The following is a 20,988-nucleotide window of genomic DNA, read 5'->3' as shown; positions in this document are numbered from 1 at the left end:
CCTGAGGGGGAACTGTGATCGAAATGAGCGTCTGTACGTCTCCTGACGGTGTCTCTGCGCCCTCAGCAGGGGGCTCGGTGAGTCCCTATACGTCCTCGGGGCGCCTAGAGCGGCAGATCGCGGCTCACGCGCCGGGCCTCGAACACATGTTCATGCCCTGCTCTCGGCCGGGGTCTCAGCCGTAGGTGTCGCGCGGCCCGCGACCGTCGCGTACGCCTCGGGGACCCTTCTTCCATGAGGGAAGATGCGGGCCGAGCACCTCGATGACGAGGACGGTTCCGTGACCGAGCTCCTCGTTGAGACGCTTCACCAGGGTGGGCGCCAGCAGCTTGAGCTGGGTGGCCCAGGCGGTGGAGTCGGTGCGTACGGAGAGCTTGCCGTCGGCGTACGACTCCGGGGTGGTGTGGTCGGCGATCTCCTCGCCGACGATGTCGGGCCAGCGGGCCATCACGCCGTGGACGCGCAGCGAGGTGTCCCAGCCGTGGTCGTTGACCATCCGGCTGACCACCGAGTCGATGAGCTGGGGGTCGCGGTCATCGGGCCTCGCGCCGGAGACCGTGCCGCGTCGGGTGGCGTTGTCCGGCGCGCGCCGCTTCTTCCGCATCCCCGCCTTGGGCGCGGGCATCTTGGCGGTGGCTCGGGTCAGGGAGCGGGCGAGGTCTAGGCCGTCGGGGCGCTTTTCTGGTTCTTCCTCTTCCGGTGTGGTCTCGACAGGCTCGACCACCTCGTCCTCGTCACTCATCGCGGGTCACCTCGCCTGCCTTGACGTGGTAGCGGGCACCGGCGAGAGCGGCAGGTACGTCCTCGGGGACCGCCGCGGTGACCAGGACCTGCTCGGCGTCGGCGACCAGCTCGGCCAGCTGGACCCGACGCTGACTGTCGAGCTCGGCGAAGACGTCGTCGAGGATCAGGATCGGGTCGTCGCCGTCCGCCCGGAGCAGGTCGTACGCCGCCAACCGGAGCGCCAGCGCGAAGGACCAGGACTCGCCATGGCTGGCGTAGCCCTTGACCGGGAGGCGCTCAGCGCCGGCACCGTGGCCGAGGAACAGCAGCAGATCGTCACGGTGGGGACCGACCAGGCTGATCCCGCGGTCGAGCTCGTCCTTCTGGCGTCGGGCGAGTTCGGCGAGGATCGCCTGGCGAAGCGACTCCACTGTGGGGGTGGTGGTCTCGACAGGCTCGGGGCCACTTCGTTCAGACCCCGACTCGACCACCGATTTGTAGGTGATCTCGGCGTCGTCTCGGCTCGCGCCGCGGGCGACCGTCTCGTAGGACTTGCCGACGTACGGCCTCAGCGCTTCCACCAGGGCGAGCCGCTGGGCGAGGATCTCGGCGCCGATGGCGGCGAGGTGGTCGTCCCAGACAGCCAAGGTGGCGAGCGCACCCTCGCGGGCGGAGCCGCGCGCGAGCCCGGCGGTCTTCAGCAGCGAGTTGCGCTGCTTGAGGACGCGGTCGTAGTCGCTGCGTACGCCTGCCAGACGGGGTGCGCGCAGGATCATCAGGTCGTCGAGGAAGCGCCGCCGGTCGGAGGGGTCCCCCTTGACGAGGGTCAGGTCCTCGGGGGAGAAGACGACGGTGCGGACCAGGCCGACCAGGTCGCGGGTGCGGGGGAGTGGGCTCTTGTTGATCCGGGCCTTGTTGGCGCGGCCGGCGTTGATCTCGACCTCGAGCGTGGCGGTGCGACCGTCGCGTACGACGGCGGCGCGCACGACCGCCTGCTCGGCGCCGGCCCGGACCAGCGGCGCATCGGTGGCGACCCGGTGGGACTGCAGGCGGGAGAGGTAGTCGATCGCCTCGACCAGGTTGGTCTTGCCCTGGCCGTTTCTCCCGACGAAGGCGGTCACGCCCGCCTCGAGCGGGACCTCGACGCTCGGATAGGAGCGGAAGTCGTGGAGAGAGAGGTGTGAGACGTACATCGAGTTTCCTCTCTCGTTAAGGTGCCTGCATGACCCAGTCTCCCAACCCGTACGGCCCGCCTCCAGGGCAACCCGCCTATAGCGAGCCGGCCGGACCTTTCTATCTGTCGGTCATGGGCCAGGTCCACGGGCCCTACCCGGTCCAGCAGCTCGCCCAGATGGCTGCCGCCGGGCAGATCAAGTCGGACACCCCGGCCAGCCTCGGCACCGACCAGCAGTGGTTTCCCGTGAAACAGATCCCGGGTGTCTTCTCGAGCCGCGAGTGGCTCGTCACCCTGCTGCTCTCGATCTTCCTGGGTTCCTTCGGCGTGGACCGGTTCTACGTCGGACAGATCGGCCTCGGCATCCTCAAGCTGATCACCTGTGGTGGCTTCGGGATCTGGACGATCGTCGACCTCATCCTCGTCATCGTGCGAAAGTTCCCGGATGCCGACGGCAAACCCCTCGCCTGACCTGCATCAGCGCATCGCGGCGGTGAGCTCCACGGAGGTCACCGCCGCCATCGGCGTCGGCGGGATCGTCATCGCGGCGCTCCTGCCGGCCGGCGGCATCGAGGACGGCCCGGTGCTCTGCCCGTTCCGTGCCCTCACCGGGCTGCCCTGCCCCGGCTGCGGACTGACCCGGTCATGGGTCTACCTGATGCACGGCGAGATCGGATCGTCGCTGGCGAGCAACTGGTTCGGACCGGTGCTCATCCTGGCGATCCTCGTCCTGGCCGTGGTCTCCGTGCGCGCCCGGCTGAACCGGAGACGCCCCGCCGACCTCGACAAGCTGGTGCGAAGCCCGATCATCCTCGGCTTCTTCGCCCTCTTCGTCGCCTACGGCGCCGTACGCCTGATCCTCACCATGACCGGAGCAATCCCCGCCATCTAGGTGGTCGAGCCTGTCGAGACCACCCCCGCGCAAGCGGGGTGCTCAGGCCTCCGACTCCGAGATCACCGCGTGCCCGCCGAACCCGTTGCGCATCGCGGCGATCGCCTTCATGGCGTGGTCGTCCTCCTGGCGCGAGACGAACCGCGCGAACAGCGAGGCCGAGATCGCCGGCATCGGGACCGCGTTCTCGATCGCTGCCTCGACGGTCCAGCGACCCTCGCCGGAGTCCTCGGCGTAGCCCTTGATCTTGTCGAGGTGCTCGTCGGCGCGCAGCTGGTCGACGAGAAGATCGAGAAGCCAGGAACGTACGACGGTGCCCGTCCGCCACGAGGCGAAGATCTCGGGCACGTTGTCGACGATGTCGACCTTGTCGAGGAGCTCCCAGCCCTCGGCGTAGGCCTGCATCATCGCGTACTCGATGCCGTTGTGGACCATCTTGGAGAAGTGGCCGGCGCCGGGGGTCACACCGCAGTGCACCAGGCCGTCCTCGGTGCCGGACGGCTTGAGCGCCTCGAAGGCGGGCATCACCTTGGCGGCGTCCTCGTCGGAGCCGCCGTACATCAGCGCGTAGCCGTTCTGCAGGCCCCAGACGCCGCCGGAGACACCGCAGTCGACGAAGCCGATGCCCTTCTCGGCCAAGCTCGCGGCGTTCTTGGCGTCATCGGTGTACTTCGAGTTGCCGCCGTCGACCACCAGGTCGCCCTCGCCGAGGAGCTCCTTGAGCTCGGCGATCGTGGAACGCGTCGGGTCGCCCGCCGGCACCATCACCCAGACCACCTTGGGGCTGGGCAGCGCCTCGACCATCTCCGCCAGGCTCGCCACATCGGCGAGATCGGGGTTGCGGTCGTATCCGACGACGGTGTGACCAGCCTCCCGCAGCCGGGTGCGCATGTTGCCACCCATCTTGCCGAGGCCGACGAGTCCGATGTGCATACGAGGTTCCTTCGAGTACCGGTGGTCGAGCTTGTCGAGACCACCCTAGTGAGGGGGTGGGTCAGGAGAGCAGGCGCCGCGGCATCAACAGGTAGCGGAACCCCGGCTCCTCGCCACCCTCGGCCGGCTTGCCGCTGATCACCACGGGCTTCGGAGCCTGGGTGAAGGCGAGCTCGACGACCTGCTCATCGATGGCCTGCAGCCCGTCGAGGAGGAACTGCGGGTTGAACCCGGTGGTCAGCCCCTCGCCCTCCATGGTCGCCTCGATCGACTCAGACGCCTGGGCCTCGTCGCCGGAGCCGGCGTCGAGGGTGAGCACGCCGTCATCGAAGACCATCTGGACCGCGGTGTTGCGCTCGGCGACCAGAGCCACGCGCTTGACCGACTCGACCAGAGAAGCCTTGTCGACCAGCGCGGTGGTGAGGTGCTCAGCCGGGAAGAGGCTGCGCACCTTCGGGAACTCGCCGTCGAGCAGGCGCGTGGTGGTGCGACGTACGCCGCCCGCGGCCGCGCCCTCGAAGCCGATGATGCCCTCGCCGGTGCCGGTGGTGGACAGGGCGAGGGTGACCTCGCTGCCGCTGGTCAGCGACTTGGCGGTGTCACCGAGGACCTTCGCCGGCACCAGGGCCGCCAGGCTCTCGTCGGGAGTCGCCGGGTTCCACTCGAGCTCGCGGTGGGAGAGCCGGAAGCGGTCGGTGGCGAGCAGCGAGATCGTGGACCCCTCGATCTCGAGCCGCACGCCGGTCAGCACCGGGAGCATGTCGTCGCGACCTGCGGCGGTCACGGCCTGGGCCACAGCGTGGGCGAACAGCTCCGACTTCACCGTGCCGGCCGCGGTCGGCATCTCCGGCAGCGTCGGGTAGTCCTCGACCGGCATGGTCTGGAGGCTGAACCGCGCGCTCCCGCAGGTGAGCGAGACGCGGGCACCATCGGTGACCATCTCGACCGGCTTGGCCGGAAGGCTGCGGCAGATGTCGGCGAGCAGCTTGCCCGAGACCAGTGCCTTGCCCTCGTCGGCGACCTCGGCCGAGAGCGTCGCCCGCGCGGAGGTCTCGTAGTCGAATGTCGAGAGCACCAGGCCCTCGTGACCCGCCTCGATCAGGAGACCTGAGAGCACCGGGGTGCTGGGGCGGACCGGAAGGCTGCGGGCAGCCCAGGCGACGGCATCCGCGAACACGTCGCGGTCGACGCGGAACTTCACGATGACCTGTCCTTCTTCTAACTCGACATCGGGGCGTTTGAGGACATGCGGCCCGGGCTGTGCTTGAACCTGGGGGAAGACGCCACCGGTTCCGGAACGCCCCCGCGTTGACATGACCTGGAGTACGCATCCTGCCACGGACCGCCGACAACCGGTAAGCGCTCAGCTGTGTCGGGTCTGCACAGGCGTACCTGTGCACTGAGCTCGTCGAGCGGGTTGTCCCCAGGGAAGGGCGTTCGTGGAATTTCACGGAGGATCCATGGATCTAAATAGTTTCGTACGTCGTAAGAGCATCTGTGGGAAATGTGGATGAGTGGCGTCTTCCCTGGTCATGCCCGGAAATGTGATTCCACAGGGGATGTGGACGCCATGCTGAAATGACGCACGTCACTGTGGGCTGTGGAGAGTTGTCGGCCCGTTCCAGTGTTTTGTGCACAGGCCATCCCCTTTTCCATCCCATTTGAACGGCAGGTTCTCCACAGGTTCCACCCAGCCTGTGGGCTGTGGACAACTTGGGAAATCTCGTCCTGTGGGTTTTGGAAATCCCAAAACGCGAAACGGCCGCCGGCCCAGGAGGGGCGGCGGCCGCGTACGACTGCTGGTTCGGTCAGGCCTGGCGCGCCTGCATCTTGACGCGGTTGGTGAGCTCGGAGACCTGGTTGAAGACGGCCCGGCGCTCGGCGAGCAGCTGGTTGATCTTGCGCTCGGCGTACATGACGGTGGTGTGGTCGCGGCCGCCGAAGTGCTTGCCGATCTTGGGCAGGGAGTCCTCGGTGAGCTCACGACACAGATACATGGCGATCTGACGGGCCATCACCAGGTGACGCCCGCGGGAGGGTCCGGTGAGCTCGTCGATCGACAGTCCGAAGTAGGCCGCGGTCTGGGCGATGATCAGGCCGGCGGTGATCTCGGGCTCGCCGCCCTCGGGGATCAGGTCCTTGAGCACGATCTCGGCCAGGGTCAGGTCGACGTCCTGCCGGTTGAGGTTGGCGAACGCCGTCACCCGGATCAGCGCACCCTCGAGCTCGCGGATGTTGGTCTGGATCTTGCTCGCGATGAACTCGAGCACGTCCGGCGGCGCGGTGAGCCGCTCCATGGCGGCCTTCTTCCGAAGGATCGCGATCCGGGTCTCGATGTCAGGCGGTTGGACGTCGGTGATCAGGCCCCACTCGAACCGGTTGCGCAGCCGGTCCTCCAGCGCTTCGAGCCGCTTGGGCGGCCGGTCGGAGGTGAGGACGATCTGCTTGTTGGCGTTGTGGAGCGTGTTGAAGGTGTGGAAGAACTCCTCCTGCGTCTGGGTCTTCCCCTCCAAGAACTGGATGTCGTCGATCAGCAGGACGTCGACATCGCGGTAGCGCCGTTTGAACCGGTCCTGCCGGTCGTCGCGGATCGCGTTGATGAACTCGTTGGTGAACTCCTCCGAGCTGACGTAGCGCACCTTCGCCCCGGAGTAGAGGCTCCGCACGTAGTGGCCGATCGCGTGCAGCAGGTGGGTCTTGCCCAGACCCGACTCCCCGTAGACGAGCAGCGGGTTGTAGGCCTTGCCCGGTGCCTCGCTGACCGCGACCGCGGCCGCGTGCGGGAATCGGTTGGAGGACCCGATGACGAACGTCTCGAAGGTGTACTTCGGGTTCAGACGGGTCTCGAGGACGTTGTGGCTCGGCTCGCTCGGCCGCGTGGGCGGACCCGGGACGAGCGGCCGTGGCGGGACCGGCTCCTCGATGGGAGCCACCGGAGGCGCCGGGGGATTTGTCGACATGTCGCCATATCCAGGACGTACGTCTTCATGCGCGGCGGGCGGAGCCGGCTGCTGCGCGGCAGGCGGCGCGACGGGAGCCGGCGGCGCCGAGTACGCGGCGGGCGCGCCCTGCTCGTCGTGCGGCGCGCCCGCCGGCGGGACGCCGGGGATCAGGCCGGGCGAGTTGGGCGGGTAGACCGACTGGTGCGGGAACGCCGACTGGTGCGGGGCCGCGCTGTTCGAGAACGGCGACTGCTGCTGCAGGGCAGCGGCGGCGGCAGCGTCCGCGGCGGCGATCTCGCGCTCGGAGATCATGATCGCCTGGGTGTCGGGATCCGGTGTGACATCGAGATCGGGGTTCACGGTGACCGCGATACGGATCTCGCGATGGAAGATCTCGCCCAGGGACCTCTCGAGGGAGCCACGCAGGCGGCCCTCGATCTGGTTGCGGGTGAAGTCGTTGGGGACCTCGACGATCGCGGTCGACCCGTGCAGAGTGAGAGGCTCACTGTCCCGGAGCCAGGCTCGCTGGTTCGGCGGAAGCTCGGCGACCACCTTCGTCCATGCGGACTGGAGATCTGGCTGTGGTTCTGGCGCGAGGCCGGAGTGCTCCACAGGTTCCTGCCTTCCCTGATGGCTCGGGTGGGTGGTCTTGTATTGATGCAGCCTGGATTCGTGCAGCGGTCCGGTCTACATCCTCCACAGACTTTTCCACAAGCTGTGGAGCATCCCCGAATGTAGGCATCGGAGACCAACCGAGACACGTCGCCGTCCTCGAGAATCCGACCGTTTCGGCAGGTCAGGCGGGAAAACTAGTTCCCTGCGTGGCATCCCCCCGAATGCGGCCGATGCTCCTGACGATGTGCAGGGAAACCTCGGTAGAGGACGAAACTACCGGCTGGCGAGGGTCCTGGGCAACCCGTCCTCCACAGGGGACGGGCGAATCACAGGTATGTGATAGGGCGCGAGTTTGACCGTGGTTTCGCCGTCCACGTACCGTTACTAGGTCGCCCGGATCTACGGGTGCCGCATGTCCACGCCTCGGTCGCCGAGGCGCGGACGGGCGGTGCTTGTTGAATCGGCCCGCCTGGAACCACCGAGGGCGACCCCATAGTGCCGGACGAGCGACCGGCCCACACCACACCACTAAGGAAGCACCCGTGAGCAAGCGTACTTACCAGCCGAACAACCGCCGCCGTCACAAGACGCACGGTTTCCGCCTGCGCATGCGCACCCGTGCCGGCCGCGCGATCCTCGCTGCGCGCCGCGGCAAGGGTCGCAAGAGCCTGACCGTCTGAGGCCGCGGCCTCAGCCACCACGCGCGTGTTGCCACGTCGCCACCGACTGGTCGATTCGTCGGGCTTCAAAGAAGCAGTACGACGAGGCAAGCGCGCGGGCTCGAAGAGCCTGGTGGTCCACCTGCTCGTCCCCGGCACCGGCCCAGCTGCCGACCGGGAGAGCGAGCCGCAGGTGGGCTTCGTGGTGAGCAAGGCCGTCGGTCCGGCCGTCGTCCGGAATCGCGTGAAGCGCAGACTGCGTCACCAGGCCCGGGAGTCCCTGAGCGGACTCCCGGGCTCTGCTGTGCTTGTGGTCCGTGCACTTCCTGCTGCCGCCGACGCCGACTACGACGCCCTGGGCGCCGATCTGCGGCGCTGCCTGGAGCGAGTGCTCCGATGACCAGGGCGCGGCGCGTCGTGCGTGGTGGTCTCGACAAGCTCGACCACCTGGTCGCGGCCGTCCTGATCGGGCTGCTTCACGTGTGGCGGACTCTGATCAGTCCGCTCTACGGCGATGTGTGTCGCTACTACCCGTCGTGCTCGGCGTACGGGCTCGAGGCCGTCAAGACGCACGGCCCCTGGCGCGGGAGCTGGCTGACGGCGCGCCGTCTGGCCCGTTGCGTCCCCTGGGCCAAGACCCGGGGCTTCGATCCCGTACCGAAGAAGTTTTGAAGAGACCCTGAAGACCTGGTCCGTGTAAGTGCGGACTCCCCAAACCGAGGAGCCTGATTCCGTGGGAGCCATAGGCGATCTGTTCGGATGGATCGCAACACCGCTGTATTACGCCATCTCGGGCATCCTGCTCGTCTGGCAGAAGGCGTTCTCGTACGTCATCCCGTCTGAAGGTTGGCAGTGGGCCCTGGCCATCGTCGGCCTGACCGTGACCATCCGCGCGCTGCTGATCCCGCTGTTCGTGAAGCAGATCAACTCCAGCCGCAACATGCAGCTGCTGCAGCCGAAGGTCAAGGAGCTGCAGAAGAAGTACGGTCACGACCGCGAGAAGCTCGCCAACGAGACGATGAAGCTCTACAAGGACTCGGGCACCAACCCGTTCGCGTCCTGCCTGCCGCTGCTGCTGCAGATGCCGATCTTCTTCGTGCTGTTCCGCATGCTCGAGCATGCCTCGGACGGTGTCGGCAAGGGCTTCCTGAGCGACGAGGCCGCGCACGAGTTCGCGACGTCGACCTGGCTGGGCTCGCTGCTCTCGGACCAGTTCACGACGGCCGACCACATGAGCACGTACTTCCTCACCGGCTTCTTGGTCGTCGCCATGATCGCGACCACCTTCCTGACCCAGCGCCAGCTGATGTCGAAGAACATGCCGGCCGACGCCATGACCGGTCAGTATGCCCAGCAGCAGAAGCTGCTCCTCTACGTGCTGCCCGTCGTGTTCGCCGTCGGTGGTATCGCCTTCCCGGTCGGAACGATCCTCTACTGGACCTCCTCCAACCTGTGGACGATGGGCCAGCAGTTCTACGTGATCCGCAACAACCCCGCACCGGGGACGCCGGCGTTCGACGCCAAGCAGGAGCGCGAGCGGGAGAAGCGCCGTAAGAAGGGTCTGCCCGACGCGGAGATCGACATCGCCGAGGCCAACGAGGCCGCGGCCGAGAAGCGTCCCGCGCAGCGCACCCAGCCCAAGAGCCAGACCAGGAGCCAGCGGAAGAAGGCCGGCACGACCGCCGGTCGCTCCACGACCCAGAAGGACGGGGGAACCAAGTGACGACTCAGGATGTGAGCGAGACCGTGACCGAGCCTGTGGAGGAGGTCAGCGACGAGATGCGCCTCAAGCAGCTCGAGCAGGAAGGTGACATCGCGGCGGACTACCTCGAGGAGCTCCTCGACATCGCCGACCTCGATGGCGACCTCGACATGGACGTCGAGGGCGACCGTGCCGCCGTCTCGATCGTCGGTGGCGACCTGCAGCAGTTGGTCGGCCGTCACGGCGAGGTCCTGGACGCGCTCCAGGAGCTGACCCGGCTCGCGGTCTACCGCGAGACCGGCGAGCGGTCCCGCCTGATGCTCGACGTCGGCGGCTACCGTGCCGACCGTCGCTCGACGCTCATGGCGCTCGCCGAGGAGACCGTCGCGAAGGTCAAGGAGTCCGGTGCCCCGGTCTCGCTCAAGCCGATGTCGCCGTTCGAGCGGAAGGTCGTCCACGACGCCGTCGCCGCTGCTGGGCTGACCTCCGAGTCCTCCGGTGTGGAGCCGCGACGTTACGTGGTCGTCCTGCCTGAGTGACGCTGACACAAAGAGATCGCCCCTCGTGCCGTGTGGCACGAGGGGCGATCTCTTTCTGTTTCACGTGGAACAACTGGGGGTCGGTGGTCTCGACAAGCTCGGGGCCACTCCGTTCAGACCCCGGTGGGGTTAGGACCAGTAGACGACGACCCGGTCACCGATGCGGATCTGGTCGAAGACCCACGCGATGGACGACTTGTTGCGTACGTTCACGCAGCCGTGGGAGCAGCCGTTGTAGCCGCGGGCAGCGAAGTCGGAGGAGTAGTGGACCGCCTGGCCGCCGTTGAAGAACATCGCGTACGGCATCGGCGTGTGGTAGATCGAGGAGACGTGGTTGCGGCTCTTCCGGTAGACCTTGAACGCGCCCTCGCGGGTCTTGGTGTCGGCGCAACCGAAGCGGGCGTCCATCGCCCGGACGATCTTGCCGGCGCGTACGTAGCGCATCCGGCGGTCGGTCTTGTCGACGCAGAGCACGCGGCCGGTGAGGCAGCGACGGTCGAGGTTGTAGAGCGCCGCGTCGGTCGGCGTGCTCGTCAACGAGCGGAGCCGATCGAGGGTGCGCTGGTTGACCTTGCCGGTGATGGCCAGACGCTGGTTGCGCTGGAAGACCTTCACGGCGCCGGTCGTCTTCGAGCCGTAGTTGCCGGTGACTCGGCCGCTGTAGATCCTCCGCTCCTTGAGGCGCGCCTGGATCTTACGCACCCCGAGGCCGGTCGACCCCTGCTGGTAGAGGACGGTGTACGCCGTGTGCAGTCCGATCTGCCCGACGGAGGCCGACGGGGCAGTGGCCTGGGCGCTGCTCGGCGCTGCGATCGAGCCCAGGGAGAATCCCAAGGCGAGAATGGTGGTGAGGAAGATCGCCACCGGGGTTCTACGGACGTTCACATCAGCTCCGTGGGTCATGGATGGTGGCCCGGTCGCACGGGCCGCTGGAGTCGCACCCCGAGTGCGACGTTCTACGAGAAAGACGTTCGAGCAGCGTGCGCGGTTGCATCAGATTCGCGAGGCTGCTCGCGGACTTTAGCGCACCCGACGCCCTGACGACGCCTTTGGGATCCCTTCTGCGGATTCGTTGGGTAGACGTTCGTCCAGGCGTCTCCAGCGAGGGGGTTTCACGTGAAACGCGGGTGGTCGTCGAGTCGCTGGGGATGACTGTTTGCGCGTGCAGATTGTGGTCTCGACAAGCTCGACCACAGGGTCATCGGACACGTGTGTGTGGTGGTCTCGACAAGCTCGACCACCGGCCGGTCATCGAGCTTGTCGAGATGACGTCGCGTACGCCCTGCAGGTCATCGAGCATGTCGAGATGACCTTGGCTGCGGAGCGGGCAAGGGGTGCGGGGTCGTCGATGTGTTGGCCAGGCGTGGGAGCTCGCCGAGTTCTCCTCGGATGAGCGCGAGCCGCTTGGCCCGACCCCAGTTCTGGATCTGCTTCTCCCGTATGAACGCATGCTCGACGTTGTCGTACTGCTCGTACCAGACGAGCTCCACCGGGAGGCGATGTCGGGTGTACTCAGAACCGAGGCCGACTCGGTGCTCGGTCATCCGGCGTTCGAGGTCTGTCGTGCTGCCGACGTAGAGCGTCCGGTCTGCGCAGAGAAGCATGTATGTGTAAGCCATGTCCTCATCATGAGCGGCACCACCGACAGTCTGGAGGTCGAGCTTGTCGAGACCTCTCTGTTGGGTGGCGTGGTGGTTTCGGCAAGCTCGACCACCGGGCTCGGTCATCGAGCTTGTCGAGATGACATGTATGTACGTGGGGTGGTCTCGACAGGCTCGACCACTGGGTTCGGTCATCGAGCTTGTCGAGATGACGCTCGCCGTACCGACACGCTGTGGTCTCGACAGGCTCGACCACCGGGTCATCGAGCTTGCCGAGATGGTGTGGGTGTACGGGGGATGGTCTCGACAGGCTCGACCACCGGTCATCGAGCTTGTCGAGATGACGCTCGACTCCGGGAGTTCTTGGTTGTGCGTTTCACGTGAAACAGTTTGTGTGTGAGCGAGGAACGTGGGGACTTGGGTGGTCTGGGCGAGGTGGACCCTCGGGCGGAGAAGGTCTTTCCTGCCGATCGGCTGGAGCTCGCGGAGAGGTACGCCGCCTGGCTGGCCGACGCGGGGGTGGTGCGGGGTCTGATCGGGCCGCGGGAGGTTCCGCGGCTGTGGGATCGGCACATCCTCAACTGCGCCGTGCTGGGGGAGGTGATCCCCGAGGGAGTCGCGGTGGCGGACATCGGGTCTGGTGCCGGACTCCCCGGCTTGGTCCTCGCGATCGCCCGTCCGGATCTGCACATCACGCTGATCGAGCCGCTGCTGCGGCGTACGACCTTTCTCGAGGAGGTCGCTGAGGATCTCGGGCTCGAGAACGTGACGGTGTTGCGGGGGAGGGCGGATGCCTTCCATGGCGAGCTCGGGTTCGACGTGGTGACCTCGCGAGCCGTGGCCGGCTTGGGCAAGCTACTCGACTGGTCGATGCCGTTGGTCGTCCCCGCGGGCGCGCTGGTCGCGATGAAGGGGTCGAGCATCGAGGCGGAGATCGAGGAGGCCGACGCGGCGCTGAAGAAGTGGGGATGCGCGCCGCCGGTGGTCTCCGAGCTCGGTGTAGGCGTTTTGGAGACGACAACTGTCGCGGTTCGGGTGGTTTGGTCCGATCCCGCACGGGTAGATTGGCCGCCGGTCCCGAAGGGCGGCCAGAAGGGGCCCAAGGGCGGGTCTCGAAAGAAGAAGCGCCGCCGCTGAAGGTGGTCGAGCTTGTCGAGACCACGAGATTTCGGGCGTGAGACGTCATCTCGACAAGCTCGATGACCGAACGATGAGGATGAGGAAACATGCCGTACGACGACGAGAGCGCACAGAACGCCGTTTCACGTGAAACCGACGAACCGGTGTCGATCAGGCTCCGTACGGCCGGGGACATCGCGTCCTTCGAGAACGACTTCGACACAGAGGCGACGCCGCTGGCAGCTGCTGCCGAGCACACGCTTCTGGCGCGTGGTGCGGCGAGCAACCGGCCGCCGCTGCCGCGCCCGGCGAGCACGCGCGTGATCGTCTCCGCCAACCAGAAGGGCGGCGTCGGCAAGACCACCTCGACGGTGAACATCGCCGCGGCGCTGGCGCAGCTCGGTCAGAAGGTTCTGGTCATCGACCTCGACCCGCAGGGCAACGCCTGCACCGCGTTCGACGTCGACCACTTCCAGGGCACCCCGGGGACGTACGAGGTCCTTGTCGAAGGAGCCAGCCTCGAGAACGTCGTCGTGCCGGTCCCGAAGCTCGAAGGCCTCGAGCTGGTGCCGGCGACGATCGACCTGGCAGGTGCCGAGGTCGAGCTCGTCGAGGAGGACGGACGTGAGCAGCGCCTGAAGGAGGCGCTGGCCAGGTCTCCCCGTGTGGGCGACGCGGAGGACCGGTGGGACTACGTCCTCATCGACTGCCCGCCGTCGCTGGGCCTGCTCACGGTCAACGCGCTGGTCGCGAGCACCGAGGTGATGATCCCGATCCAGGCGGAGTACTACGCGCTGGAGGGCCTGGGCCAGCTCCTCAAAACCGTCGAGATGGTGCGCGCCGCGCTGAACCCGACGCTCAAGGTCTCCTCGATGCTGATCACGATGTACGACGCCCGTACGCGCCTCGCGTCGCAGGTCGCCGAGGAGGTGCGCGAGCACTTCGGCGACACGGTCATGCGCACGTTCATCCCCCGCGCCGTGCGCGTGTCCGAGGCGCCGTCGTTCGGGCAGACGGTGATGACGTACGACCCCGGCTCGCCGGGTGCGCTGAGCTATCTCGAGGCCGCCAAGGAGCTCGCCAAACAGAGCGAGCACTGAGGTGATCGAGCTTGTCGAGATCACCAGCAGAGCATGAAGAGTCCAGTGGTCGAGCTTGTCGAGACCATCAACAGGTAGCACGGAACGGACATGAGAATCCCGGTGGTCGAGCCTGTCGAGACCACCATCAGCAGCATGGAACTGACATGGGGGACATCCAGATATGAGTAAGCAGCCGCCGAAGCGTGGTCTCGGACGAGGTCTGGGCTCGCTGATCCCGACCGCTCCACCCGCCGGCGGAAACGAGTCGGCGGACAGCGCTGCTGTCCAGCCGGACGTCCGTCATTCGGACCTTTCCGCTGGAGCGACTTCTGGCCCATCCGTGGACCCCAGGTCCACCGACTCGGCGGAAGGCCGCCAGATCGAGAATTCGGATCTGGCCCCCGTCGACGGCGCATATTTCGCCGAGCTGCCGGTCAAACAGATCCACCCCAACCACGTGCAGCCTCGTCAGGTCTTCGACGAGGAGGCGATGGCCGAACTGGTCCATTCGATCAACGAGATCGGCCTTCTGCAGCCGATCGTCGTCCGGAAAGTGGCGGCCGACTCCTACGAGCTGGTCATGGGTGAGCGCCGGTGGCGCGCCACTCAGCAGGCCGGCCTCGATGTCATCCCGGCGATCGTCCGCGAGACCGACGACACCGACATGCTCCGGGACGCGCTCCTGGAGAACCTCCACCGCTCGCAGCTGAACCCTCTCGAAGAGGCGGCGGCCTACCAGCAGCTGCTCAACGACTTCGAGTGCACCCACGACGAGCTCGCCCAGCGGATCGGTCGATCGCGGCCGCAGATCTCCAACACGATCCGGCTCCTGAAGCTGTCCCCGTCGGTCCAGCGCCGGGTCGCCGCCGGCGTGCTCTCGGCCGGTCACGCCCGGGCGCTGCTCGCCGTCGACGGCGAGGCGCAGCAGGACAAGCTGGCTCAGAAGGTGGTCGCCGAGGGCATCTCCGTACGTGGCCTCGAGGAGATCGTCGCCCTGGGCGATCCTGACGGCGACGCCTTCGCCACGCCGCGCGTGAGGCGAGCCAAGCCGACTGCTCCTGGGCTCAAGGAGATCTCCGACAAGCTCTCGGACCGCTTCGACACCCGGGTCAAGGTCGATCTGGGCCGTTCCAAGGGAAAGATCACCGTCGAGTTCGCCACCCTGGACGACCTGCGCCGGATCGTCGAACTGATGTCTCCCGCGCCCGACGAATCCATTTAGACATCAAACGCTAAAGCGCTTTGTCGACAAATAGATTTCTACCCTGGTCATCGAGCCTGTCGAGATGACCCTCGTGCCGGGGCAGGTGGCCTCGACAAGCTCGACCACCGCTGGTTGCCGGTCATCGAGCTTCGAGATGACCTTCGTGAACGTACGAGTGGTCTCGACAGGCTCGACCACCGAGGCTTCCCGGTCATCGAGCTTGTCGAGATGACCCTGGTGCCAGGACGGTGGTCTCGACAGGCTCGACCACCGGCGGCTGAGCTACTGAGTGTTCGTCGAGGGGTGCTCGGCGCCGCGGATGGGGAGACCTGGGATCGGGCCGGTGGCACCGAACGTCTCCAGGAGCTCCATCTCGGCCTCGATGACACCGGCCAGGCGACGTACGCCCTCTCGGATCCGCTCCGGGGTGGGATAGCAGTAGGAGATCCGCATCGAGGAGGCGCCGAAGCCGTCGGCGAAGAAGCCGGTGCCGGGGACGAACGCGACTCGCGAGGTGACCGCGCGAGGCAGCATGGCCTTGCTGTCGATGCCGGAGGGGAGCGTCAGCCAGACGAAGAAGCCGCCGTCGGGCTTGGTCCAGGTGCAGGCCGCGGGCATGTAGGCCTCGAGCGCGTCGAGCATGGCGTCGCGGCGCTCGCGGTACATCTCCCGCATCTGCTTGATCTGGCCCTGCCAGTCGTGGTTGGAGAGGTAGGCGGAGACGGCCATCTGGTTGAACGGCGGCGGACAGAGCGTCGCGGACTCCTGCGCGAGGACGAGCTTCTCTCGGATCGCGGAGGGAGCCAGCGCCCAGCCGACCCGCAGGCCGGGGGAGAACGTCTTGGAGAAGGAGCCGAGGTAGATGACGCCCGGGTCCTGGGCGCGCATCGCCGGGCGGGGCTCGTCGTCGAAGCCGAGGAGGCCGTACGGGTTGTCCTCGAGGACCAGGATGTCGTGGCGCCGGCAGATCTCGAGGATCTCGGTGCGGCGCTCGGGGGTCATGGTGACGCCGGTCGGGTTCTGGAAGTTCGGGATCGTGTAGAGGAACTTCACCTTGCGGCCGGAGGCCTTGGTGGACACGATCGCCTGCTCGAGCGCGCTCGGGATCAGGCCACTGGCGTCGACCTCGGCGTGCACGATGTCGCACTGGTAGCCCTTGAAGACACCGAGAGCACCGACGTACGAAGGAGCCTCACAGATCACCACGTCGCCGGGGTCGCAGAAGACGCGGGTGACCAGGTCGACGGCCTGCTGGGAGCCGACGGTGACGACGACGTCGTCGGGGTGGGCCTCGATGCCCTCCAGGCGCATGACCTCGCAGATCTGCTCGCGCAGGACAGGATCGCCCTGGCCGCCGCCGTACTGCAGGGCGGTCGGGCCCTGGGTCAGGATGAGGTCCTTGATCGAGTCGCCGACCACGTCCAGCGGGAGGCTGGAGATGTTGGGCATGCCGCCTGCGAGCGAGACCACCTCGGGACGGGCTGCCACGGCGAAGAGGGCCCGGACCTCCGAGACCGTCATGCCTGCCGTGCGCGCGGCGTAGCGGTCCGCGTACGGGTCGAGGCGGGATGATGTTGCGCGCTGGGGAAGATCAGTCATGGTGTCACCATCATGAAGGATCGCATACGCTGGTGACAGACCCTTAACCCAGGATCAATGGTGAGACATGGCACGCCGCATCCTGCCCCTGACGCTGGATCTCTTCTCCGAGGTCCCGGCGCCGTGCCGCGCCTGCCTGTTCTGGGAACGTGACCCCGTCGGCCATCGCCGCGTCGACTCCTCGCAGTCGATCGGGGTCAAGGAGGCGTGGATCTCCGAGGTGCTCCGCGAATGGGGATCGTGCGGTCGGGTGGCCGTGGTGGACGGTACGCCGGCAGGGTTCGTGCTCTACGCACCGCCGGTCTTCGTGCCGCGGGTCGCCTCGTTCCCGTCCGGACCGGTCTCCGCCGACGCCGTCCTGATGACCACGGTGTGGATCGACCCGCGTCGAGCCGGCGGCGGGATCGGCCGGATGCTGGTGCAGGGAATGGCCCGCGACCTGGTCCAACGCGGCGAGTTCCGGGCGATCGAGGCCTTCGGTGATGTGGGGCCGATGAGCGGCATCCACGGTCGCCGCTGCGCTGCCCCGGCCGACTTCCTCGGCCGGGTCGGGTTCAAGACCCACCGGGACCATCCCACCGTCCCGCGGATGCGGATGGACCTGAAGCAGACGGTCACCTGGATCGACGACTTCGAGTCCGCCTGGGAGCGGCTGCGGGAGGTCGTACGTCCACGCAGCCACCCGTCGCCTGCCTCCACCGAGCTGCACCGCGACGGCGAGTGAATGTTTCCCGTGAAACGGTGGTGGTCGCCCGGTGGTCGAGCTTGTCGAGACCACGACCCGCCCCCGGTGGTCGAGCTTGTCGAGACCACCAAGCCTCCGCCACAACTGCGATCTCACCCGCCAAAGGTGCCAACTCGGCCGACGCAACTGACGTCTCGGCTAAATGAACGTTGGCGCGCCACTGTGACAGTGGCGCGCCAACGTGTGACAGCTGGTGTCAGCCGATGAACTCCTGCAGCTCCTTGAGCAGCGCGGCCTTCGGCTTGGCGCCGACGATCGACTTCACGACCTCGCCGCCCTGGTAGACGTTGATGGTCGGGATGCCGGTCACGCGGTAGGTGGAGGGGGTGACCGGGTTCTCGTCGACGTTCATCTTGGTGAAGGTGACCTTGTCACCGTGCTCGCCGGCGAGCTCCTCGAGGATCGGGGAGACCTGACGGCACGGGCCGCACCACTCGGCCCAGAAGTCGACCAGGACGGGCTTGTCGGACTTGAGGACGGTCGAGTCGAACTCGGCGTCGGTCACGGCGGTCATGTTGTCAGCCACGATGAGTTCCTTCTTGATAGGGACGTGTTTGGGGAGGTCTGTTGAGTTGAACGCTTGGCCTAGGTGCCGCATTCCCGGTGGTCGAGCTTGTCGAGACCACCACCGTAAAGCCACCGATCAGGCCGAGACGGCAGCCGCTTCGGCGTGGGCCTGGTGGGCGAGGAACTTCTCCGCGTCGAGCGCGGCCTGGCAGCCGGTGCCGGCGGCGGTGATCGCCTGACGGTAGACGTGGTCCACCAGGTCACCGGCGGCGAAGACGCCCTCGATGTTGGTGGCCGTGGTGCCGTCCTTGGTGAGGACGTAGCCGTCGTCGTCGAGGTCGACCTGGCCGGTGAGCAGCTCGGAGCGCGGGATGTGGCCGATCGCGATGAACAGGCCGGCGCACTCGAGGTCGCGCAGCTCGCCGGTCTTGGTGTCCTTGACGGTGATGCTCTCCACGGAGAGATCGCCGTTGATGGACTCGACCACGGAGTTCCAGGCGATCTCGAGCTTCGGGTCGGCGAAGGCGCGCTCCTGCATGATCTTGGAGGCGCGCAGCTCGTCGCGGCGTACGAGCAGGGTGACCGAGGAGCCGAAGCGGGTCAGGAAGAGGGCCTCCTCCAGGGCGGAGTCACCGCCGCCGACCACCACGATGGGCTTCTGGCGGAAGAAGAAGCCGTCGCAGGTGGCACACCAGGAGACGCCCTTGCCGGAGAGCTCGTCCTCGCGGGGCAGGCCGAGCTTCTTGTAGCCCGAGCCGGTCGCGAGGATGACGGACTTCGCGTAGTGGGTGTCGGTCGCCGTCTTGATGACCTTCACCGGGCCGGTGAGGTCCATCTCGACCACATCGTCGGGCTCGAGCTCGGCACCGAAGCGCTCGGCCTGTGCACGCATCTCGTCCATCAGCGCGGGACCCATGATGCCGTCACGGAAACCGGGGAAGTTCTCCACCTCGGTGGTGTTCATCAGGGCGCCGCCGGCGGTCACCGACCCCTCGAAGACGAGAGGCTGCAGTCCGGCGCGGGCACTGTAGACCGCTGCGGTGTAGCCCGACGGGCCGGAGCCCACGACGATCACGTTGCGGGGGTCGGTCGGGGACGACGGGGTCGGCATCTTGAGGCTCCTCAGGTGTGGCTGGCGAACTGCACAACAGATCGTAGGCCACGTACATTCCAGGGCCCTGAACGCCGAGAGGTCCCGACTCGGGTCAGGAGACGGAGGCGCCGAGGACCTGGACTTCCTTGACCTCGGTGCGGTAGCCGCCGTCGACTTGGGGAAGACCAGTCATCCACACGAGTACATAACTGCCCTCGGGGGCGTCGTCGACCTTGATCTCACCCTCGGTGCCGACGCTGCCCTTGGCGGCGGGTGCGCCGCTGGGGTCGTCTGTCCACGGGGAGTCACCGACGAAGATCTCGATGTCGGTGGGCTCACCGATCATGTTGAACTTCAGGGAGTCGATGGCGTACTCGCCCTTGAGGTTGAGCACCAGCCCGACACCAGGCTTGAGCGAGCGCGGACGGTCGCCGATCTGGTCGTTGTATCGGGCCGTACGCCACGCCAGTCCGTTCGTGTCGCCGTCGACCACCAGGTCGACGAGGTCAGGCGTCTCGGTGGGCGGGTCACCGTGGGGGTCGAGGTCTTTGGCGGTGATGCCCGTGATGGGGGTCGGCTTGGCCTCAGCTGCGGTGTCACCGCCGTTGTTGCCGGTGCCAGGGTTCTCGGCGGTCGTGTTCGGGTCGTCGCCGATGATGTTCCACGCGATCGAGCCGGCGATGAGGACCAGCACCACGAGGGCGACGCCCATCGCGATGCGGAGCCAGCTGGCGCCGGGCTTCTGGTTGTAGTCCGGCTCCTCGGCGATCGGCACGTTGGCGCCGGTCCACGGGCCCTGCCAGCCGTTGTAGGAGGCATCCGGGGCGACCGGTCGCCGGGCGGCGGCCGGAGGAGCCTGCTGTGGGCGCTGCGGCGGCACATAACCCGGGGTCTCGTCGGCGAACAGCGGCTTCGACGGGGTCGGGTCCTGCATCGGCGGCGGGGCGGACGGACGCTGGCGCTGAGGGCGTACGGCATCGGGGGCCACGCCGATGGCGTTCGACGCCGCCTGCGCCTCGGCCGGCTCGAGCTCGGTCGGCGGGGCCATCGCCTGGGTCTCCTCGTTGACCGCCGAGGGTCGGTTGAGCGGAGCGGTCGGCTCCCCGGAGAAGCCGGCGAGCGCGGAGTGGAGCTCGGCCGCGGTCAGCGGCGGCATGTCGGCGCCGCTGCCCAGCACCCGGTCGCACAGGTCGTCGAGGGGCCGGGGCACACCGGCGCGTACCTGCCGGGGACGGAGCACACGGCCGTGGTCACGGGGTGCGGGCGGCATCGAGGACAGGGTCTCGCCGGCCCACTTGCCGGTCAGGGCGGCGTAGAGGACGCCGACGGCGTCGACCCGGTCGCGCCGCTGGGAGTCACGGGTGTCGGGGTCGATCCCGTGCAGCGCGGCGTCGACACCGAAGCCGATGACGCGCACCGCGCCGAGGTCGTCGAGCAGCACGGCCTCGGGGTTGAGCCGGCCGTGGGCGTGGCCCTGGTCGTGGGCCAGCACCAGCAGGTCGGCGACCTCGGAGGCGATCCAGGCGGCCTGCTGCGGCGGCAGCGGGCCACCGGCAGCGAGCGCGTTCTCCAGCGATGCGCCCTCGCCCCACTCGTTGACGACGTACGCCACCTGGTCGGTCTGGGCGGCGTCGAGGACGCGCAGCATCCGGGGGTCACCGACGGCAGCGGAGTTGCGGGCCGCCGCCATCAGGCGCGGCGCGCGCTCGTCGTGGGCGTCGAGGACGTGCACGGCAACCGGGCGGCCGAGCACCGCGTCCTGGGCGCGCCAGAAGCGTCCCTCGCGGGACTCGCTCAGCAGATCCGTCAGCTGGTATCTGCCGGCGAGAACGTCGCCTGATTGCGTGAACTCCATATCG

At 67.4% G+C, this 20,988-nt stretch carries 22 protein-coding genes; 11 read left to right on the top strand and 11 right to left on the bottom strand.

Annotated features, from left to right (window positions below):
* Positions 1 to 175: 175 nt before the first annotated feature.
* Both ACIO3S_RS00495 and recF read right to left on the bottom strand, forming a co-directional pair.
* Entirely contained in the window at positions 176 to 742 is a 567-nt protein-coding gene (locus ACIO3S_RS00495; RefSeq protein WP_400458444.1) for a DUF721 domain-containing protein, read from the bottom strand.
* Positions 735 to 1,916: a DNA replication/repair protein RecF gene (recF, locus tag ACIO3S_RS00490; protein ID WP_400458442.1), complete on the bottom strand. Its 1,182-nt coding sequence runs from the start codon at positions 1,914 to 1,916 to the stop codon at positions 735 to 737. Before recF ends, ACIO3S_RS00495 begins: the two co-directional genes overlap by 8 nt.
* Before the next feature lie 29 nt (positions 1,917 to 1,945).
* On the opposite strand from recF, the gene ACIO3S_RS00485 reads away from it, so the two are divergent.
* Positions 1,946 to 2,368, top strand: coding sequence for an NINE protein (locus ACIO3S_RS00485; protein WP_350837704.1), 423 nt, complete (start codon positions 1,946 to 1,948; stop codon positions 2,366 to 2,368).
* A gap of 22 nt (positions 2,369 to 2,390) precedes the next feature.
* Positions 2,391 to 2,789, top strand: a complete 399-nt coding sequence (locus ACIO3S_RS00480; protein WP_400458440.1) for a DUF2752 domain-containing protein — start codon at positions 2,391 to 2,393, stop codon at positions 2,787 to 2,789.
* 42 nt (positions 2,790 to 2,831) lie between these two features.
* Here the strand turns inward: ACIO3S_RS00480 and gnd are convergent, their stop codons facing one another.
* The 3 genes from gnd to dnaA all read right to left on the bottom strand — a co-directional run bounded on the left by gnd (position 2,832) and on the right by dnaA (position 7,216).
* Positions 2,832 to 3,722 (bottom strand): phosphogluconate dehydrogenase (NAD(+)-dependent, decarboxylating), encoded by an 891-nt coding sequence (gene gnd / locus ACIO3S_RS00475; RefSeq protein WP_350717550.1) that lies wholly within the window; start codon positions 3,720 to 3,722, stop codon positions 2,832 to 2,834.
* 61 nt (positions 3,723 to 3,783) lie between these two features.
* Entirely contained in the window at positions 3,784 to 4,923 is a 1,140-nt protein-coding gene (dnaN, locus tag ACIO3S_RS00470) for a DNA polymerase III subunit beta (RefSeq protein WP_378816292.1), read from the bottom strand.
* Positions 4,924 to 5,530: 607 nt separating this feature from the next.
* Positions 5,531 to 7,216 carry a chromosomal replication initiator protein DnaA gene (gene dnaA / locus ACIO3S_RS00465; RefSeq protein ID WP_400461041.1) on the bottom strand — a complete coding sequence of 562 codons (1,686 nt, stop codon included), beginning with the start codon at positions 7,214 to 7,216 and terminating at the stop codon, positions 5,531 to 5,533.
* 605 nt (positions 7,217 to 7,821) lie between these two features.
* On the opposite strand from dnaA, the gene rpmH reads away from it, so the two are divergent.
* The 5 genes from rpmH to ACIO3S_RS00440 all read left to right on the top strand — a co-directional run bounded on the left by rpmH (position 7,822) and on the right by ACIO3S_RS00440 (position 10,179).
* Complete coding sequence (rpmH, locus tag ACIO3S_RS00460) at positions 7,822 to 7,959, top strand: 50S ribosomal protein L34 (RefSeq protein WP_091044043.1); 138 nt, start codon at positions 7,822 to 7,824, stop codon at positions 7,957 to 7,959.
* 25 nt (positions 7,960 to 7,984) lie between these two features.
* Positions 7,985 to 8,338, top strand: coding sequence for a ribonuclease P protein component (gene rnpA, locus ACIO3S_RS00455; protein WP_350717554.1), 354 nt, complete (start codon positions 7,985 to 7,987; stop codon positions 8,336 to 8,338).
* A complete protein-coding gene (gene yidD / locus ACIO3S_RS00450) occupies positions 8,335 to 8,610 on the top strand; it encodes a membrane protein insertion efficiency factor YidD (RefSeq protein WP_400458437.1) in 276 nt (91 codons plus the stop codon). The genes rnpA and yidD overlap by 4 nt, the downstream gene beginning before the upstream one ends.
* Positions 8,611 to 8,671: 61 nt before the next feature.
* Positions 8,672 to 9,661, top strand: a complete 990-nt coding sequence (gene yidC, locus ACIO3S_RS00445; RefSeq protein WP_160026111.1) for a membrane protein insertase YidC — start codon at positions 8,672 to 8,674, stop codon at positions 9,659 to 9,661.
* A gap of 56 nt (positions 9,662 to 9,717) precedes the next feature.
* The gene (locus tag ACIO3S_RS00440; protein WP_400461039.1) at positions 9,718 to 10,179 is read left to right on the top strand and encodes a protein jag; all 462 of its coding nucleotides are present in this window, start codon (positions 9,718 to 9,720) and stop codon (positions 10,177 to 10,179) included.
* A 129-nt stretch (positions 10,180 to 10,308) separates the two neighbouring features.
* On the opposite strand, the gene ACIO3S_RS00435 is transcribed toward ACIO3S_RS00440, so the two are convergent.
* Together ACIO3S_RS00435 and ACIO3S_RS00430 are read right to left on the bottom strand one after the other, a co-directional pair.
* Entirely contained in the window at positions 10,309 to 11,064 is a 756-nt protein-coding gene (locus ACIO3S_RS00435) for a L,D-transpeptidase family protein (protein WP_350717557.1), read from the bottom strand.
* Positions 11,065 to 11,468: 404 nt separating this feature from the next.
* Positions 11,469 to 11,798 (bottom strand): GIY-YIG nuclease family protein, encoded by a 330-nt coding sequence (locus tag ACIO3S_RS00430; RefSeq protein WP_400458436.1) that lies wholly within the window; start codon positions 11,796 to 11,798, stop codon positions 11,469 to 11,471.
* 378 nt (positions 11,799 to 12,176) lie between these two features.
* Between ACIO3S_RS00430 and rsmG the strand changes: the two genes are divergently transcribed.
* From rsmG to ACIO3S_RS00415, 3 genes are all read left to right on the top strand, one after another.
* Positions 12,177 to 12,917, top strand: coding sequence for a 16S rRNA (guanine(527)-N(7))-methyltransferase RsmG (gene rsmG, locus ACIO3S_RS00425; protein WP_400458434.1), 741 nt, complete (start codon positions 12,177 to 12,179; stop codon positions 12,915 to 12,917).
* Positions 12,918 to 13,006: 89 nt separating this feature from the next.
* The gene (locus ACIO3S_RS00420) at positions 13,007 to 13,999 is read left to right on the top strand and encodes an AAA family ATPase (RefSeq protein WP_350837720.1); all 993 of its coding nucleotides are present in this window, start codon (positions 13,007 to 13,009) and stop codon (positions 13,997 to 13,999) included.
* Between the two features lie 163 nt (positions 14,000 to 14,162).
* On the top strand, positions 14,163 to 15,203 hold the full coding sequence (locus tag ACIO3S_RS00415) for a ParB/RepB/Spo0J family partition protein (RefSeq protein WP_400458432.1): 1,041 nt from the start codon (positions 14,163 to 14,165) through the stop codon (positions 15,201 to 15,203).
* A 264-nt stretch (positions 15,204 to 15,467) separates the two neighbouring features.
* Here the strand turns inward: ACIO3S_RS00415 and ACIO3S_RS00410 are convergent, their stop codons facing one another.
* Positions 15,468 to 16,784 (bottom strand): PLP-dependent aminotransferase family protein, encoded by a 1,317-nt coding sequence (locus ACIO3S_RS00410; protein WP_400458431.1) that lies wholly within the window; start codon positions 16,782 to 16,784, stop codon positions 15,468 to 15,470.
* A 67-nt stretch (positions 16,785 to 16,851) separates the two neighbouring features.
* On the opposite strand from ACIO3S_RS00410, the gene ACIO3S_RS00405 reads away from it, so the two are divergent.
* Positions 16,852 to 17,508 carry a GNAT family N-acetyltransferase gene (locus tag ACIO3S_RS00405; protein WP_160026115.1) on the top strand — a complete coding sequence of 219 codons (657 nt, stop codon included), beginning with the start codon at positions 16,852 to 16,854 and terminating at the stop codon, positions 17,506 to 17,508.
* A 217-nt stretch (positions 17,509 to 17,725) separates the two neighbouring features.
* Here ACIO3S_RS00405 and trxA read toward each other — a convergent pair whose 3' ends face one another.
* From trxA to ACIO3S_RS00390, 3 genes are all read right to left on the bottom strand, one after another.
* Positions 17,726 to 18,055, bottom strand: a complete 330-nt coding sequence (trxA, locus tag ACIO3S_RS00400; protein WP_091044069.1) for a thioredoxin — start codon at positions 18,053 to 18,055, stop codon at positions 17,726 to 17,728.
* 117 nt (positions 18,056 to 18,172) lie between these two features.
* Complete coding sequence (trxB, locus tag ACIO3S_RS00395; protein WP_400458428.1) at positions 18,173 to 19,147, bottom strand: thioredoxin-disulfide reductase; 975 nt, start codon at positions 19,145 to 19,147, stop codon at positions 18,173 to 18,175.
* 94 nt (positions 19,148 to 19,241) lie between these two features.
* Positions 19,242 to 20,984, bottom strand: a complete 1,743-nt coding sequence (locus ACIO3S_RS00390) for a protein kinase family protein (protein ID WP_400458426.1) — start codon at positions 20,982 to 20,984, stop codon at positions 19,242 to 19,244.
* Between the last annotated feature and the right edge of the window lie 4 nt (positions 20,985 to 20,988).

Source organism: Nocardioides sp. NPDC087217, from assembly GCF_044744805.1.
Lineage (GTDB): Bacteria > Actinomycetota > Actinomycetes > Propionibacteriales > Nocardioidaceae > Nocardioides.
The sequence above is the reverse complement of the archived record's forward strand: the minus strand, read 5'-3'. Positions and strand labels throughout refer to the sequence as shown.

Bases quoted from the DNA above. Each gene is read 5' to 3' on its own strand.
- ACIO3S_RS00495 (WP_400458444.1), bottom strand. From the start codon at position 742: ATGAGTGACGAGGACGAGGTGGTCGAGCCTGTCGAGACCACACCGGAA.
- recF (WP_400458442.1), bottom strand. From the start codon at position 1,916: ATGTACGTCTCACACCTCTCTCTCCACGACTTCCGCTCCTATCCGAGC.
- ACIO3S_RS00485 (WP_350837704.1), top strand. From the start codon at position 1,946: ATGACCCAGTCTCCCAACCCGTACGGCCCGCCTCCAGGGCAACCCGCC.
- gnd (WP_350717550.1), bottom strand. From the start codon at position 3,722: ATGCACATCGGACTCGTCGGCCTCGGCAAGATGGGTGGCAACATGCGC.
- yidD (WP_400458437.1), top strand. From the start codon at position 8,335: ATGACCAGGGCGCGGCGCGTCGTGCGTGGTGGTCTCGACAAGCTCGAC.
- ACIO3S_RS00440 (WP_400461039.1), top strand. From the start codon at position 9,718: ATGCGCCTCAAGCAGCTCGAGCAGGAAGGTGACATCGCGGCGGACTAC.
- ACIO3S_RS00430 (WP_400458436.1), bottom strand. From the start codon at position 11,798: ATGGCTTACACATACATGCTTCTCTGCGCAGACCGGACGCTCTACGTC.
- ACIO3S_RS00420 (WP_350837720.1), top strand. From the start codon at position 13,007: ATGCCGTACGACGACGAGAGCGCACAGAACGCCGTTTCACGTGAAACC.
- ACIO3S_RS00415 (WP_400458432.1), top strand. From the start codon at position 14,163: ATGAGTAAGCAGCCGCCGAAGCGTGGTCTCGGACGAGGTCTGGGCTCG.
- ACIO3S_RS00410 (WP_400458431.1), bottom strand. From the start codon at position 16,784: ATGACTGATCTTCCCCAGCGCGCAACATCATCCCGCCTCGACCCGTAC.
- ACIO3S_RS00405 (WP_160026115.1), top strand. From the start codon at position 16,852: ATGGCACGCCGCATCCTGCCCCTGACGCTGGATCTCTTCTCCGAGGTC.
- trxB (WP_400458428.1), bottom strand. From the start codon at position 19,147: ATGCCGACCCCGTCGTCCCCGACCGACCCCCGCAACGTGATCGTCGTG.
- ACIO3S_RS00390 (WP_400458426.1), bottom strand. From the start codon at position 20,984: ATGGAGTTCACGCAATCAGGCGACGTTCTCGCCGGCAGATACCAGCTG.